13 protein-coding genes are annotated in these 16,284 nt (G+C 72.9%); 6 read left to right on the top strand and 7 right to left on the bottom strand.

Going from position 1 to position 16,284, the window contains the following annotated elements:
- Positions 1–270: 270 nt before the first annotated feature.
- Positions 271–1,476, top strand: coding sequence for a winged helix-turn-helix domain-containing protein (locus ACLZOT_RS49385; RefSeq protein WP_416975887.1), 1,206 nt, complete (start codon positions 271–273; stop codon positions 1,474–1,476).
- Between the two features lie 33 nt (positions 1,477–1,509).
- On the opposite strand, the gene ACLZOT_RS49380 is transcribed toward ACLZOT_RS49385, so the two are convergent.
- The 7 genes from ACLZOT_RS49380 to mtnA form a co-directional block, all read right to left on the bottom strand.
- A complete protein-coding gene (locus ACLZOT_RS49380) occupies positions 1,510–2,256 on the bottom strand; it encodes a response regulator (RefSeq protein WP_010356950.1) in 747 nt (248 codons plus the stop codon).
- A gap of 203 nt (positions 2,257–2,459) precedes the next feature.
- Entirely contained in the window at positions 2,460–3,158 is a 699-nt protein-coding gene (hpf, locus tag ACLZOT_RS49375; RefSeq protein WP_416975886.1) for a ribosome hibernation-promoting factor, HPF/YfiA family, read from the bottom strand.
- A gap of 313 nt (positions 3,159–3,471) precedes the next feature.
- Positions 3,472–4,398 (bottom strand): ComF family protein, encoded by a 927-nt coding sequence (locus tag ACLZOT_RS49370; protein WP_416975888.1) that lies wholly within the window; start codon positions 4,396–4,398, stop codon positions 3,472–3,474.
- A gap of 306 nt (positions 4,399–4,704) precedes the next feature.
- Positions 4,705–6,522 (bottom strand): LpqB family beta-propeller domain-containing protein, encoded by a 1,818-nt coding sequence (locus ACLZOT_RS49365; RefSeq protein ID WP_416975885.1) that lies wholly within the window; start codon positions 6,520–6,522, stop codon positions 4,705–4,707.
- A complete protein-coding gene (gene mtrB / locus ACLZOT_RS49360) occupies positions 6,512–8,581 on the bottom strand; it encodes an MtrAB system histidine kinase MtrB (RefSeq protein ID WP_416975884.1) in 2,070 nt (689 codons plus the stop codon). Before mtrB ends, ACLZOT_RS49365 begins: the two co-directional genes overlap by 11 nt.
- A 1-nt stretch (position 8,582) precedes the next feature.
- Positions 8,583–9,272 carry a two-component system response regulator MtrA gene (mtrA, locus tag ACLZOT_RS49355; RefSeq protein ID WP_005316841.1) on the bottom strand — a complete coding sequence of 230 codons (690 nt, stop codon included), beginning with the start codon at positions 9,270–9,272 and terminating at the stop codon, positions 8,583–8,585.
- Between the two features lie 123 nt (positions 9,273–9,395).
- Positions 9,396–10,535, bottom strand: a complete 1,140-nt coding sequence (mtnA, locus tag ACLZOT_RS49350) for an S-methyl-5-thioribose-1-phosphate isomerase (RefSeq protein ID WP_416975883.1) — start codon at positions 10,533–10,535, stop codon at positions 9,396–9,398.
- A gap of 140 nt (positions 10,536–10,675) precedes the next feature.
- Between mtnA and ACLZOT_RS49345 the strand changes: the two genes are divergently transcribed.
- From ACLZOT_RS49345 to ACLZOT_RS49325, 5 genes are read left to right on the top strand one after another with little or no spacing between them, the layout of a single operon-like run.
- Positions 10,676–11,971 carry a glycerophosphoryl diester phosphodiesterase membrane domain-containing protein gene (locus ACLZOT_RS49345; RefSeq protein ID WP_416975882.1) on the top strand — a complete coding sequence of 432 codons (1,296 nt, stop codon included), beginning with the start codon at positions 10,676–10,678 and terminating at the stop codon, positions 11,969–11,971.
- Positions 11,972–11,975: 4 nt separating this feature from the next.
- Entirely contained in the window at positions 11,976–12,668 is a 693-nt protein-coding gene (locus ACLZOT_RS49340) for a DUF4129 domain-containing protein (RefSeq protein WP_416975881.1), read from the top strand.
- The gene (locus tag ACLZOT_RS49335) at positions 12,665–13,837 is read left to right on the top strand and encodes a DUF4350 domain-containing protein (protein WP_416975880.1); all 1,173 of its coding nucleotides are present in this window, start codon (positions 12,665–12,667) and stop codon (positions 13,835–13,837) included. Before ACLZOT_RS49340 ends, ACLZOT_RS49335 begins: the two co-directional genes overlap by 4 nt.
- On the top strand, positions 13,837–14,826 hold the full coding sequence (locus ACLZOT_RS49330) for an AAA family ATPase (RefSeq protein ID WP_416975879.1): 990 nt from the start codon (positions 13,837–13,839) through the stop codon (positions 14,824–14,826). The genes ACLZOT_RS49335 and ACLZOT_RS49330 overlap by 1 nt, the downstream gene beginning before the upstream one ends.
- Entirely contained in the window at positions 14,826–16,121 is a 1,296-nt protein-coding gene (locus ACLZOT_RS49325; RefSeq protein WP_416975878.1) for a DUF58 domain-containing protein, read from the top strand. The genes ACLZOT_RS49330 and ACLZOT_RS49325 overlap by 1 nt, the downstream gene beginning before the upstream one ends.
- Positions 16,122–16,284: the final 163 nt, after the last annotated feature.

Raw genomic sequence — 16,284 nt, 5'->3', positions numbered from 1 at the left:
CGCCCGCGCCCGCCCCCCCGCCCCCGGCCCCCGCCCCGCCCCCCCCACCCCCCCCCCCCCCCCCCCCCCGCCGGGCGGGGGGGGCCCCCCGAGGCCCCTTCAGGGCCGATCACCACCCACCCACCCGAAAGCCGCTTCACCTCCCCCACCCACCCCTGGCGGGGTCGAAGGGGCGGCAGCCCCTGGAGGATGGGACGGGTAGGGGCGGCGGGGGCGAGAAAACCCCAGGTCAACCCCCACTGTCAGACCCACCCCCTATCGTGCGAAGACATGACGCCCCTCCCGCCCCCAACCACCACCCTCACCCCCGACGAAGCCCGCCGCATCATCCTCAAAGCGCAGGGCCTCCTAGGCACCCCCGACCGCAGATCCGGCGTCCGAGGCACCCTCCGCCACCTCGGCGCGATCCAACTGGACACCATCTCCGTCCTGGCCCGCTCCCACGAACTCATCCCGTACGCCCGCCTGGGCGCGGTCGGCCGCAAGACGGTGGAGTCCGCGTACTGGACCCCCACCACCCCCACCACACCCCCGCACGCCTTCGAGTACTGGTCCCACGCGGCCTGCATCCTCCCCATCGAGGAATGGCCCCACTTCGCCTTCCGCCGCCGCGCGTACAGAAACCGCCCCCACTGGAATCACCCCCTCCCGGACGGCGTCTACAAACAGGTGATCGACCAACTCCGCACGGAGGGCCCGTTGACGGCCACAGACCTGGGCGGCGCGAAACGAACGAGCGAGTGGTGGGACTGGTCCGGCACGAAGGTCGCGGTAGAACGCGCCCTGATGCACGGCGAAGTCGTCTGCGTGGACCGCAGAGGCTGGAAACGCGTCTACGACCTGGCGGACCGAGCCATCCCGACCCCCCTCCTGCACGACGACCTGTCGGACAGGGAGTGCGTACGCCGCCTGGTCCGCCTGGCCGGCGAGGCCCTGGGCGTGGGCACGAGATCCGACATCGCCGACTACCACCGCCTACGAGCCGACCAGGTGGACGAGGTGATCGCGGACTCGGGCCTGACCCCGGTGACGGTGGACGGCTGGGGCAAACCCGCCTGGGCGGACCCGAAGGCCCTGGAGACCACCCCGAGAGGCCGCCACCGTACGACCCTGCTGTCCCCCTTCGACTCCCTGATCTGGGACCGCGCCCGCACGGAACGCGTCTTCGGCTTCACCCACCGCCTGGAGGCGTACGTCCCGAAGCCCAAGCGCGTACACGGCTACTTCGCGATGCCGGTCCTGTCGGGCGGCCGCCTGGTCGGCAGAGTGGACCCGGCGAGAGAGGGCGGCACGCTGGTGGCGAAGCAGGTGTCCCTGGACGGCCCGAAGGCGGTCCCGGCGGTGGCCCAGGCCCTGGTGGAGGCGGCGAGCTGGGTGGACTGCAAGGACATCAGGGTGGAGCGGGTGGACCCCCCGGCCCTCCAGGAAGCCCTGACGAAGGAGACCGAAAGGGCCCTGACCGAGGCCCTGCGCTGACCACCCGGCACAACTCACCGCACCGGCACGGCCTCACCGGATCTCAAGGATCTTCTCCCGCATCGCGTAGACCACGGCCTCCATCCTGGAGTGCAGCTGAAGCTTCTCCAGGATGTTGCGCACATGGTTCTTCACGGTGTTCTCGGAGATGAACAACTCCTTGGCGATGTCCCGGTTGTTCATCCCGGTCGCGACGAGCTTGAGCACTTCGAGTTCCCGGTCGGTGAGCCGCGGCGCGGGCACGAGCCGCCGCTCATCGGTCCGCTGGATCATGGATTTGAACTCGGTGAGCAGTTTCGACGCCATGGAGGGACTGATCTGCGACTGCCCGTCGGCGACGGCGCGAATCGCGGTGGCGACCTCGTCGGTGGAGATCTCCTTGAGCAGATACCCGGTGGCCCCCGCCTTGATCGCGTCGTAGAGGTCGGCTTCCTCATCGCTTATCGTCAACATGATGATCTTCGCGCTGGGCGCCACCTCCTTGATGGAGGTACAGGCTTCGATCCCCCCGCGCTTGGGCATCCGTACGTCCATCAGCACGATGTCGGGCAGCAGATCCGCGGCCTTGTCGACGGCCTCGGCCCCGTCCCCCGCCTCGCCGACGACCTGGATGTCCTCCTCGGCCGCGAGCACGATCTCCAGTCCGCGGCGGAACAGCGCGTGGTCGTCCACGACCAGCACTCTGATCGGCTCCCCTCGCGAGGTGCCCGCGTCCGGGCCCATGCCGACGACGCCGTCGCGCGCGTCCTCGTCCCGCATCGGTCCGAAGCTGTCCGCCATCGTTCCTCCCCCTGAGGCTGGGGCCGTTGGTCCTGTGCCATCGCCAACCCGAGGCAACGGCCCACTCGTTGAGCCGCCCTGGCCATGATTCCATGCCCTGGCGACAAAGCGGTGACGGAGCAGGGCGTGAAGTGGTCGCACGCGGGTGCCCCTGGGGGCGCACACGCGCTCCAGGGGCACCCTCGGGGTCATCGCCGGCGCGGTCAGCCGCCGAGCGTGCCGCCGGGCTCGCCGGAGTGCGCCTGCGCGGTGACCATCGTGTCGGTCTGGAGGTGGATCACGCCGTAGTCGTAGGCGTGCCGCCGGTAGACGACGCTGGGTTCCTTGGTCTCGGAGTCGACGAAGAGGTAGAAGTCGTGTCCGACCAGTTCCATCTCGTAGAGCGCCTGGTCGAGGGTCATCGGGGCCGCGACGTGGGTCTTCTCCCGGACGACGAGGGGGCCGTCGCCCTGCACCTCCAGCGAGCCCATCCTCTTGGTGGGTACGCCGCCGTTGCGCCCGGCGGGCGCTGGTTCGCCGTCGCTGCCGTTGAGGGTCGCCACGCCGGGGACGTGGTCGGGGACCTCCGCCGCCGTCAGCCGGCGGGAACCGCGCCTGGTGTAGCGCTTGTCGTGCTGCTTGCGCAGCTGTGCGTCGAGCTTCTCCGCCGCCAGGTCGAGGGCCGCGTACGGGTCGCTGGCCGCCGCTTCCGCCCGGATCACCGGGCCGCGGGAGCGCAGCGTGATCTCCACCCGGTCACGGTGGTCGGCCTGTCGGGGGTTCGGCTCCTTGGACACCTCGACGTCCAGGCTGATCACCTTGCCGTCGAGCTTCTGGATCTTCTCCAGATTCAGCTTCTCGGCCACGTGCTTGCGGAACCGCTCGGCCACTTCGGTCTTACGGCCCTTGACGACGATGTCCACGCAGAACTCCGTTCCCGGATCGCTCCGCTCCGTCGCGGAGCGTCTCCCTTTCGCACCAGATTCCGGTGAGCCCCGGAACCTTCCGACTCGGTGACGTCCACCTCCTCCCCCGAAGGAGAGATCCACATCCTGATGCCGCGGGTGATTTACCGAAACCGCAGCACGGCATTCGGATTCGAGAGATACGGCCTGCGGCTTTCTCTCCTGGAACCGAACATATCTCGCCCGGACGGATGCCGTCACCCTCTGACTCGCTGTACCTCCGTTCAGGTGAATTGCGCCTCTCACCAGCTGCAACGAAGCGCCTTCTCGATCAGTTCCGGTTTATTTCAAAAGAATCCGGCGACCCCGCGACCACGGCCGCGCACAGCACTCCTCGCCGCCTCCTCTCCACCCGGCCCGGCCCTTCGCGGGCGACTTCACCGGACACTTCTTCACCTCCCCCCTCACACGCCTCTCCAACCACCCGCGCCGCCTCCGCGAGCGACGCCCCGGTGGTCACGATGTCGTCGACGAGCACGACGGCCCGCCCCCGCAGCACCCGAGCCCCCGCCCCGCTCACCCGCAGCGCCCCCGCGAGATTCTCCCGCCGCTCCCGAAACCCCAGCCCCGCCTGGTCCGCCACCCCCGCCCGCTGCCGCAGCACGGACGCGACCCGCACCTTCACCCCGCCCCGCCGCAACACCCCCGCGGCCACCAACGCCACCCGCCGCACCGGATCATGCCCCCGAGCCCGCACGACCCGCCGCCCGGACGGCACCGGCACGATCAACACCTCACCCACCGCACCGGCTGCCGACACCCCCCTGCCTCTCGCCCCTAGGACGACCTCACCCGCCCCGCCTCTCCCCAACACCCCACCCCGCACACCCGCCCCACTGCCTCCCGCCCCTAGGACCACCCCACCCGCCCCGTCTCCTCCCAGCCTCCCCGCCGCTTCTCCGCTCGCATCCGACCCCCACCCCGACACAGCCCCCACCTCTCCCAGCCCCACCCCCACAGCCCGAGCCAACCCCACCCCCAACGCCCCCACCAGCCCCAACGCCCCCCGCTCCTTGTGTGCCAGCAACACCTCCCGCACCGCTCCCGCATACGGCCCCGCCGCGCACACCGGCGGCAACCCGGCCTGCCTCCCCCTCGGCCTCACCCACCGCGCCTCCCTTCCGCTCAACGCCTCCCGGCACCGCGCGCAGAGCACCGTACGAGCCCGCCCGCACCCCGCGCACTCTCCCGGCAACACCAGGTCACCGAGATCCCTCCAGCACCGCCGTACACCGTTCACGCATTCCACTGTGCCCACGCCGCCGCCCGGCCGCCACCCCTGTGGAAAACTCCTGACGCGCACCCGTCACCCCACCCCGAACCCCCTCGAACACCCTGGCCTCGCGCCGCCCCCGAACCGGCCGGCCGACTGAACCGCCGAAGCCGCCCCGGCACGCCCCGCCGACCCCCGCACCGAACCTGCCACCGCGCCCCACCCTGGCCTGTCACCGAGCCTGGCCCGAAACCTGCCACCGGCCCCGACCCCGGTGGCAGACCCCCGAGTTCACCCCGGATAGAACGCCACCGAAGCCGTCGGCTTCAGCGTCCGCCACCCGCTCCCGCCCGGCAGCCACAGCAACCCGTCCTTGGACGTCGCGAACAACGGCGCCTCGCTGTCCTCGGACGCGGCGATGCTCTGCACCTCCGTGAGTCCGGGCAGCGCGGCGGTCTCGGGCAGCGACCCGTCGCACTGGACGTACTGCACCTGCTCCACCCCGCCGGTCTCCTTGCCGACCACGACGAGCCGGCTGTCGGAGGACCAGGAGACGGCCGTCACCTGCTCCAACTCGGGCGTGGCGGAGCGCAGTTCCTGGACGGACACGGTCTCGCGGCCGTCACTGCCCGCGTCCCGCTCGACCCGCCCCACGAACAGCGACTGCTGCCCCCCGGACTCGACGACGAGCGCGACCCGCACCCCGTCGGCCGCCATCCGCACCGCGTTGATCCGCCCCTGGAGACCGGGCGTGCTCACCACGACGGGCGTGTCGTCGCCCTTGCCGAGCAGGTAGAGCCGGGGCGCGAGGGGGTTGCGGTCGGCCACCCACAGATCACCCTGCGCGTCCCAGGTGGGCGTGGTGAACCGGTCCTTCTCGGTCGCGCCCGCGCTGGTCAGCACCGGGTTGCCGAGCGAACTGCCGGACGCGAGCGAGGTGATGTACACCTGCTTGCCGTCGAGGGTGACCCCGGCCGCCTCGCGCTCGTCGCGGGACACGGCCACGGACCGCAGCGCCTTGCCGCCGTCCCCGAAGGCACCGGGCACGGACTCGGGAACGGGGTCGTTGCCGTCGGCGGCCATCCACTGGAGGCGGTGGTCGCCGTCGATGAAGTACAGGTGCCCGGGGCTCTGCGCGGACCCGCGCGCGGCGACCCCGCCCGAGCGCCCCTCCCCGAGCGTGCACAACCGCTGCCCGTCGGCCCGCAGTTCGACCTCGTCGACGGCCGGCGTGAGGCTCTGGAGGGTGAACAGGATCTGCGCGGCCATCTCGTCGCACTTGGCCTGCTTGACGCCCTTGGCCTTGGCGTTGAGCGGCACGGTGAGCTTGTTCTGGTCGTCCGGCACGAGCGGCGCGTCCTCGTCCTGCAGGGCCGTCCCCGTGGGGAAGCCCGACCGGACGACGGGCCGCAGCCAGTTCGTGGGCCCGTCGAGCAGGGAGCGCACCATCTGGGTCGTCGGGGCGACGCGCTTGCGCACGTACACGGGGTCCGCGACGGCGGCGGGCGTGACGCCCACGCGCGCGCGGGAGGCGAAGTAGTACTTGTTGGCTGACGTGTAGTTACGGACGAAGTCGGACTGCCCCATGACGACACCCTGGGGCAGTTCGTCGATCCGCCACTGCTCCTTGTCGTCCTGCACGAGGTGCAGGGTCGCGCGGTACTTGCCCACCTCGGGGGTGTACGACTGCTGCGCGTCCACCGTGGCGACGCGCTCGCCGTCGAGGGTGATCGACATGTCCGCGCCGCCCTCACGCCCCCCGGGACGCTCCTGGAGCGGCTGGGGGCCGACGTCGAGGACCGTCGTGGAGCTCTCCGGCTCCCAGGTCTTGGCGGCCTTCCCGATGAGGTACTTGCGGGCCGTCGCGTAGTCCGGATCGTCGCTGGTCAGCGCTTCGAGGAAGCCTTGGACGATCGCCCCGGGCGTCGCCCCCTCCTGCGGGGGCATCGCGAACACCCGGACCTGCGTGTCCTGCCGGGGCGTCGACTCCACCCCGCGCAGATCCCCGTGGTCGGGCATCGAGGCACACCCGCCGAGCAGGACGGCCCCACAGACGACGTACGCCGCCACATGCCCGGGCGCCCGCCGGGCGCCCCCCTCACCGCCCACGAGCGGCCTCCCCTTCGTCACTGGACGTCCCCGCCGCACCGGAATCCCCGACAGCACCACCGCGCCCGGCCTCCGCCGGAACCGGCCTCCCCACAGCCCCCGGCACCTCACCCGTCTCCCCCGAAACCGGCCCTCCCGCGCGCGCTATCACCCGCGCCCCGCTCCCCGGCAGCGCCGTCGGGTCCGCCGTGGCGGCGACAGCGCCCACGCGCGGGAGCCGGTCGGCGCTCTGCTGCACCGGCACGGTCGCGCTCTTCTCGCGCGCGCGGGAGGCGCCTTCCGCCCCCCGGTTGCGGCGCGAGTCCTTCGGCTCCAGCGGTATCGGCGACCCGCGCAGCGGCTCGTCGGCCGTCCGGGGCAGCGTCAACCGGAACTGCGAGCCGCCTCCGGGCTCGCCCCACGCCTGGAGCCACCCGCCGTGCAGGCGCGCGTCCTCCAGGGCGATCGACAGCCCGAGCCCGGTCCCGCCGGTGGTCCTCGCGCGCGCGGGGTCGGCCCGCCAGAACCGGCTGAACACGCGCGTGGCCTCGCCGGGCTTGAGCCCGACCCCGTAGTCGCGCACGGCGACCGCGACAGCACCCCCGGCGGCGGCCAGCTTCACGACGACGTCCCGCCCCTCACCGTGCTCCACGGCGTTGACGACGAGATTGCGCAGCACCCGCTCCACCCGCCGCGCGTCGGCCTCGGCGACGACGGGCTGCAGATCACCGACGACGCGTACGGTCGTCCCCTTGCGCTCGGCGAGCGGCGCGGCCCCGTCGACGACACGCCGGACGACCTCCCTGAGGTCTATCGGCTCGGCCTCCAGCGCCGCCGCACCCGCGTCGAAGCGGCTGATCTCCAGCAGGTCGGCGAGCAGCGTCTCGAACCGGTCCAGCTGGTCGGCGAGCAACTCGGCCGACCGCGCGGTCATCGGATCGAAGTCCTCGCGCGCGTCGTGGATGACATCGGCGGCCATCCGTACGGTCGTCAGGGGCGTACGCAGCTCGTGCGACACGTCCGACACGAACCGGCGCTGCATCCGCGACAGGTCCTCCAGCTGCTGGATCTTCAGCTGGAGGTTCTGCGCCATCTTGTTGAACGCCTCGCCCAGGCGCGCGATGTCATCCTCACCGGTGACCTTCATCCGCTCCTGCAGCCGCCCGGCGGACAGCCGTTCAGCGATCCCGGCGGCCATCCGCACGGGCGTGACGACCTGCCGTACGACGAGCCAGGCGATCGCCCCGAGGAGGACGACGACGAAGAGCCCGGCGGTCGCCAGGGTGCCCTTGACGAGGCTGAGGGACTTCTCCTCCTGGGTGAGCGGGAAGAGGTAGTACAGCTCGTAGGCGGCACCGTTGGGGTCGCTGAGCCGCTTGCCGATGACCAGCGCGGGCTGCGACTCCTTGCCGCCGTCGTAGCGGATGCGGGTGTAGCTCTGGGCGGCGGAGGTGGAGTCGTTGACACGCGCGCGCAGGGCGTCCGGCACGCTCGCGGTGGGGCTCACGCCCCCGGAGGCGCGCGGTCCCGGCCCGCCCTCGCCGCCGCCGGTGGGCAGCGTGACGACGTCGAAGGCGCCCTGGCCACCGCTGGAGAGCGACGACACGAGGGCGCTGAGCCAGGGGCTGACGTTCTGCGCTGAGCGGTCGGCGGAGGCCGGCCCGTCGCCGCCGGCGGCCTCCGTGTCGGCCTGTTGCTTGGCGACCGCGAACCCGCCGGTGGCCTGGCTCTGCGAGGCGCGCACCTTGGCGTCCAGCAGGCCGTTGCGGACCTGCCCGATGACGACGAACCCGAGCAGCAGGACGACGCCCAGGGACATCAGCAGGGTGGTCACGACGACCTTGAGCTGGATGTTGCGCCGCCACAGCCGCATGACCGGCAGCAGCGGACGCCGTACCCAGCGCAGCACCAGGCGCAGCACTGGGCTGCCCTGTACGCCGCCCTGGAGCAGCCCGCCCTCCAGGAGCCGCCCGAAGCGGTCGCGGGCCGTCCTGCGGCCCTTCAGGCCCTCCGGGCCGACAGGCCGCCCCGGCCGGGCCCCGGACCTGCCGGGCGCCGAAGCGGCACTGTCCCCGGACATGTCAGCTCGGCCCGGCCTTGTAACCGACCCCGCGGACGGTCACGACGATCTCCGGCCGCTCCGGGTCCTTCTCGACCTTGGAGCGCAGCCGCTGTACGTGCACGTTGACCAGGCGGGTGTCGGCGGCGTGCCGGTAGCCCCACACCTGTTCGAGGAGCACCTCACGGGTGAACACCTGCCAGGGCTTGCGGGCGAGCGCGACCAGCAGGTCGAACTCCAGCGGCGTCAGCGCGATCGACTGCCCGTCGCGCTTCACCGAGTGCCCGGCGACGTCGATGACCAGGTCGCCTATCGTGAGCTGCTCCGGCGCCGGCTCCTCGGAACGCCGCAGGCGCGCGCGGATCCGTGCGACCAGCTCCTTCGGCTTGAACGGCTTGACGATGTAGTCGTCGGCCCCCGACTCCAGGCCCACCACCACATCGACGGTGTCGCTCTTCGCCGTCAGCATCACGATCGGCACCCCGGACTCCGCCCGGATCAGCCGGCACACCTCGATGCCGTCCCTCCCGGGCAGCATCAGATCCAGCAGCACCAGATCCGGCTTGGCCTCCCGAAAAGCAGCCAGCGCCTTGTCACCGTCGGCTACGAAAGACGGCTCAAAACCCTCACCACGCAGCACGATGCCGAGCATCTCGGCCAGTGCGGTGTCGTCGTCGACGACAAGGACTCGTCCCTTCATAAACGACATCATCCCATTCTCATAACGGTGCCCGGAGCGCAGGTGAGGCAGGTCACTGACCCGTGACCATAGCCGCAGTGGACGGTCACTGTCTGCCCAGGCCCCCCTCCGCCCCGCCCGCGCACCCGCGTACGGCTAGATCGTCACCCGCCGTGACCTCGCGCACAGCCCGGCGATCGCCTCCGCGGTCACCGGCGAGACGGCACCCTCCTCGGTGACGACGGCCGTCACCAGCTCGGGCGGCGTGACGTCGAACGCCGGGTTGTACGCCTGCGTGCCGAGCGGCGCCACGGGAATCCCGCCGCCCGCCCCGACGACCGGCGCCTGCGGGGTGACGGCCTCCGTCACCTCGTACCCGGGCCGCTGCTCGACCTCGATCGACGCCCCGTCGGGTGTCTGGAGGTCGATCGTCGTCACCGGCGCGACCACGACGAACGGCACGTGGTGGTAGCGCGCGAGGACCGCCAGCGGATAGCTCCCGATCTTGTTCGCCACCGACCCGTCGGCCGCGATCCGGTCCGCCCCGATGAGCACCGCGTCCACCTCCCCGGCAGCGAACAGCGACCCCGCCGCGTTGTCGGTGAGCAGCGTGTACGCCATCCCGCCGCGCGCCGCCTCGTACGCCGTCAGCCGCGCCCCCTGCAGCAGCGGACGCGTCTCGTCGACCCACAGCCTGCGCAGCCGCCCCGCGCGGTGCGCGGCCAGCGCCACCGCGAACGCCGTCCCCTCGCCGCCCGACACCAGCGCGCCGGTGTTGCAGTGGGTGAGGATCCGGTGTCCGCCGCCCGGCAGCAGCTCGTCGAGGAGTGCGAGCCCGTGCCGCGCCATCCCGGCGCTCGCCTCGGCGTCCTCCTGGTGCAGCCGCCGGGCCGCCGCCAGCGCCGCCTGCGCGGCCCGCCGCTCGTCCCCGCTCTGGCCGAGCGCGGCCCGGTGCGCGTCCAGGGCGCGCGTCACGCCGACGGAGAGGTTCACGGCGGTCGGGCGCGCGCCCGCGAGGGCCGCCGCCGCCTCCTCGGCGTCGAACCCGCGCGCGGCGGCGAGCGCGACCCCGTACGCCCCGGCGATGCCCAGCAGCGGCGCCCCGCGCACGGCGAGCGACCTGATGGCCTCCACCAGCACGGACGCGTCCGTGCACACCAGCTCGACCTCCTCGGCGGGCAGCCGCGTCTGGTCGAGGAGGACCAGGACGGGGCCCTCCGGCAGCTCCTCCCATCGGATCGCCGGTATCCCGGTGGGGCGGTTGTCGTCTCCGGTGCGCGTGTTCGGATCAGCCATGCGGTGAGTCTGCCCAGGATCCGCCGGACCATGGAAGGTTCGCGGCCCCCACCGCGGCCGGTCCCGTTGTCGGTGCCCCATGACACGATGGCACCCAACCTGCCGCCGCGACCGCGGACCGGCGCCGTGAAGGAGCGACGATGAACGACACTCCGGGCTGGGCCTCGCCCGGATCGGCCCCCGAGGGCCCCGAAGGACAGGAGTCCGCCCCGCCCTCGGACCAGCAGAGCGGCCGACCGTCCGACTCCGGCACGCAGTGGTCGCAGAAACAGCCGCCCGCCGGCCAGTGGACCGCGCCCACGCGCCAGTCCCCCGGTCAGACGCCCCCGCCGCCCCCACCGGGCCCCGGAGCCCCCGGCCCGACCGGCTGGAACGCCCCGACGACCCACCCCGGCGGCTACGGCGGCGCCCCCGGCGGCTGGGGCACCGGCTGGGGAGGCCCCCCGCCCGCCGCCAAGCCCGGCATCATCCCGCTGCGCCCGCTCGGCGTCGGCGAGATCCTCGACGGCGCGGTCTCCACCATGCGCACGCACTGGCGCACGGTCCTCGGCATCTCCCTGGCCGTCGCCGTCGTCGTGGAGATCATCACCGTCCTCGTGCAGGGCCTGCTCCTGGACAGCGCGGACACGGACGCGATCGGCGACCCGGACGCCAGCTTCGACGAGGTCAGCCGCGCCCTGGGCGACTCGATGACCGCCTCGTCGGTCGTCTACGCGGTCTCCCTGATCGGCACGGTCATCGCGACCGCCCTGCTCACCACCGTCGTCAGCCGCGCCATCCTCGGCAAGTCCGTCACGCCCGGCGAGGCGTGGCGCGACGCCCTCCCGCGCGTGCCGCGCCTGTTCGGGCTGATCCTGCTGATGCTGGTCGTCGTGGTCGGCACGGTCGTCATCGGCGCCCTGCCCGGAATCGCCGTGGCCGCTGCGGGCGGCGCCACCGCGGCGGGCGTCGCCCTGGCAATCGTCGGCGTCTTCGCCGGGCTCGCCGTCGCCATCTGGCTCGGCGTCCGCTTCTCCCTCGCGCCGCCCGCGCTGATGCTGGAGAAGCAGGGCGTCAAGCAGGCGCTGAGCCGCTCCGTCAAGCTGGTGCGCGGCTCCTGGTGGCGGGTCTTCGGCATCCAGCTGCTCGGGACGATCATCTCCAACATCCTCGCGATGATCGTCATCGTCCCGTTCGCCCTCATCGGCGCCGCCTTCGGGGAGGGCGGCATCAACGGCTTCGTCACCAACTCCGGCGTCTCCTACGGCTGGACGTACCTGATCATCAGCGGCATCGGCGCCGTCATCGGCTACATGATCACGTTCCCGATCACCGCCGGCGTCTCCGTGCTCCTCTACGTCGACCAGCGCATCCGGCGCGAGGCCCTCGACCTCGAACTCGCCCGCGCCGCCGGCCTCCAGGACTACGGCACCACCGGCACCACCCCCGGGAGCTGACGGCGTGCACGGGGCGGGGGGAACACTCAAGGTCCTGTGGTCGGCGGCCGCCTCGGACGACACGCCGCCGCTGACCACACCCCGCGATCCCGCGCGGGAGGCGGCCCGCCGCGAACTGTCGAGGCGGCTGTACCACGAGAACGACCCCAACCTCGTCCAGCGCGCCCTGGACGCCTTCTGGAAGTGGCTGGGCGAGCTCTTCGCCACCGCGTCCGACGCCACCCCCGGAGGCCCGCTCGGCCTCGCCGTCGTCGCCCTGGCCGTCCTCGCCGTCGTGGGCGCCCTGTGGTGGCGCCTGGGGACCCCCCGCCGTACCCCCGCCTCCCTGTCCGACGCCCTCTTCGGCGACCGCGTCCGCAGCGCCGCCGACCACCGCGCCGCCGCCGAGGAACACGCCGCCCAGGGCCACTGGAGCCAGGCCGTCCAGGAACGGATGCGCGCCATCGTCCGCGCCCTGGAGGAGCGCGCCCTCCTCGACCCCCGCCCCGGCCGCACCGCCGACGAGGCCGCCGCCGAGGCCGGCCGCACCCTCCCCGACCACGCCGCCCGCCTGCACGCCGCCGCCCGCGCCTTCGACGACGTCACGTACGGCGGCCGCCCCGCGAGCGAACCGGCGTACCGGCGCATCGCCGATCTCGACGAGACCCTGAGCCGTACGAAACCCCGCCTGACGGCCCCCCAGGGGGTCACCGGATGACGACCTCTGCCTCCCCCACCGCCCGCCACCTGTGGACCCGCGCGCGGGGCGTCGCCCTCGCTCTCGCCGTCCTCCTCGTCGCGGGCGTCACCGTCGCCGCGCTCCAGTCCGACACCCACCACGGCGAACTCGACCCCCGCTCCGCCGACCCCTACGGCAGCCGCGCAATCGCCGAACTCCTCGCCGACCGGGGCGTCACCACGCGCGTGGTGACCACCCTCGCCGACGCCCGCGCGGCGGCCGGCCCCGACAGCACCCTCCTGGTCGCCCTCCCCGACCTGCTGACCGAGCGCCAGCAGAGCGACCTGCGCGCCACGACCGCCGACTCCGCCGGCCGCACCGTCCTCGTCGCCCCCGGCGGCTGGTCCGTCCAGACCCTCGCCCCGGGCGTCGTCGCCGACCCGGCGACCAGCCGCGACACCACCCTCGACCCCGACTGCGCGCTCCCCGAGGCCCGCCGCGCGGGCGCCGCCGACACCGGGGGCCACCGCTACACCGTCACCCGCCAGGGCATCGACGAGTGCTACCCGAGCCGCCGCCTCGCCACCCTCCTGCGCGTCCCGGCCGACTCCGGGGACGGCGACACGATCGTCCTCGGCGCCCCCGACATCCTCCTCAACGACCACCTCGACGAGCAGGGCAACGCCTCCCTCGCCCTCCAACTCCTCGGCTCCCGCCCGCATCTGGTCTGGTACCTCCCCTCGCTCGCCGACTCCTCCGCCGCCCCGCAGGAGGAGAAAGGCCTCTTCGACCTGCTCCCCTCCGGCTGGCTGTGGGGCACCCTGCAACTCTTCGTCGCCGCCGCGCTCGCCGCCCTGTGGCGGGCCCGCCGGTTCGGACCGCTCGTCCCCGAACGCCTCCCGGTCGCGATCCGCGCCTCCGAGACCGTCGAAGGCCGCGCCCGCCTCTACCGCAAGGCCGACGCCCGCGACCGCGCCGCCGACGCCCTGCGCTCCGCCACCCGCATCCGTCTCGCCCCTCTCCTCGGCCTCCCCGGCGCCCGGGCCCACACGCCCGAGACCCTGATCCCCGCCCTGTCCGACCGACTCGGCGCCGACGGACAGACCCTGCACACCCTCCTCTTCGGCCCCCCGCCAGGCGACGACGCGGCCCTGACCGCCCTCGCCGACCGACTCGACGCCCTCGAAAGTGAGGTACGCCGTCCATGATGGACCCGACCACTGACAACGCCGGAAACACCGGGGATCCGAGCGCCGCCCGCGCCTCCCTGGAGGCCCTGCGCGCCGAGATCGCCAAGGCCGTGGTCGGCCAGGACCCCGCCGTCACGGGCGTCGTCGTCGCCCTCCTGTGCCGGGGCCACGTCCTGCTCGAAGGCGTCCCCGGCGTCGCCAAGACCCTCCTGGTCCGCACTCTGGCCGCCGCCCTCGACCTCGACACCAAACGCGTCCAGTTCACCCCCGACCTCATGCCGAGCGACGTGACGGGCTCCCTCGTCTACGACACGCGCAGCGCCGAGTTCTCCTTCCAGCCCGGCCCGGTCTTCACCAACCTCCTCCTGGCCGACGAGATCAACCGCACCCCGCCGAAGACCCAGTCGTCCCTGCTGGAGGCCATGGAGGAGCGCCAAGTCACCGTCGACGGCACCCCGCGCCCCCTCCCCGACCCGTTCCTGGTCGCCGCGACCCAGAACCCCGTCGAGTACGAGGGCACGTACCCCCTCCCCGAAGCCCAACTCGACCGCTTCCTCCTCAAACTGACGATCCCCCTGCCCTCCCGCCAGGACGAGATCGACGTCCTCACCCGCCACGCCGACGGCTTCGACCCCCGGGACCTGCGCGCCGCCGGCGTACGCCCCGTAGCGACCGCCGCCGACCTCGAAGCCGCCCGCGCGGCGGTCGCGAAGACCGCCGTCTCCCCCGAGATCACCGCGTACGTCGTCGACATCTGCCGCGCCACCCGCGAATCCCCGTCCCTGACCCTCGGCGTCTCCCCGCGCGGGGCGACCGCACTGCTGGCGGCCTCCCGCGCGTGGGCGTGGCTCACGGGCCGCGACTACGTCATCCCGGACGACGTGAAGGCCCTCGCCCTGCCCACGCTCAGGCACCGCGTCCAACTCCGCCCCGAGGCCGAGATGGAGGGCGTCACCGCCGACTCCGTCATCACTTCTGTCCTCGCCCACGTCCCCGTCCCCCGCTGATGGCGCTCACCGGCCGCGCCGCCCTCATCGCCGCCCTCGGCTCCCTCCCCGTCGGCCTCTGGGCCCCCGGCTGGACCGGCATCCTGGCCGTCAACGCCCCTCTGGCCCTGGCCTGCGCCTGCGACTTCGCCCTCGCGGCCCCCGTACGACGACTCTCCCTGACCCGCTCCGGCGACACAACCGCCCGCCTGGGTGAGCCCGCGGACGTCACGTTGACAATCACCAACCCGTCCCGCCGCCGCCTCAAGGCCGACCTCCGCGACGCCTGGCCCCCCAGCACTGCCCCGGACACGGACCGCCACCCGCTGACGGTCCCCACCGGCGAACGCCGCCGCGTCACCACCCGCCTACGACCGACCCGCCGCGGCGACCACCAAGCCGACCGCGTCACCGTCCGCTCGTACGGCCCCCTCGGCCTCTTCACCCGCCAGGGCACCCACAAGGTCCCCTGGACGATCCGCGCGCTTCCCCCGTTCACCAGCCGCAAACACCTCCCCGCCAAACTGGCCCGCCTCAGGGAGCTCGACGGCCGGACGAGCGTCCTCACGCGCGGGGAGGGCACCGAGTTCGACAGCCTCCGCGAGTACGTCCCCGGCGACGACACCCGCTCGATCGACTGGCGTGCCACCGCCCGCCAGTCCAGCGTCGCCCTGCGCACCTGGCGCCCCGAACGCGACCGCCACATCCTCCTGGTCCTCGACACCGGCCGCACCTCCGCGGGCCGCGTGGACGACGCCCCACGCCTCGACGCCGCGATGGACGCCGCCCTCCTGCTGGCCGCCCTCGCCTCCCGCGCCGGCGACCGCGTCGACCTCCTGGCCCACGACCGCCGCGTCCGCGCCCTGGTCCAGGGCCGCACCGCCCGAGACGTCCTCCCCTCCCTGGTCAACGCGATGGCCACCCTGGAGGCAGAACTCGTCGAAACAGACACCCGCGCCCTAGCCTCGACCATCCTCCGTACGACGCCCCGACGCACCCTGCTCGTCCTGCTTACGACGCTCGACGCGGCCCCCGTCGAGGAGGGCCTCCTCCCCGTCCTCCCACAGCTCACTCAGCGCCACACAGTCCTCGTCGCCTCCGTCGCCGACCCACACATCACCCGCATGGCAGCGGCCCGAGGCGACGTCGACGCGGTCTACGAAGCGGCAGCCGCAGCCCGAGCCCAGGCCGAACGCCACCGCACAGCCGAACAACTCCGACGCCACGGGGTCACTGTCGTCGACGCGACACCCGACGAACTGGCGCCGGCACTGGCGGATGCATACCTGGCTCTGAAAGCGGCAGGTCGGCTGTAGAAACAAAAAAGCCCCTCCAGAAGGAGGGGCTGAAAAGAAGGAGCACAAAAAGAAAACCCCGCACCGAAGTGCGGGGTTTCTCAAAAATTGTTCGGCGGCGTCCTACTCTCCCACAGGGTCCCCCCTGCAGTACCATCGGCGCTGTAAGGCTTAGCTTCCGGGT

The sequence above is a fragment of the Streptomyces sp. 4F14 genome, assembly GCF_048159485.1.
Lineage (GTDB): Bacteria > Actinomycetota > Actinomycetes > Streptomycetales > Streptomycetaceae > Streptomyces.
Note: the sequence above shows the minus strand (reverse complement) of the source record. Positions and strands in the feature narration are given on the sequence as shown.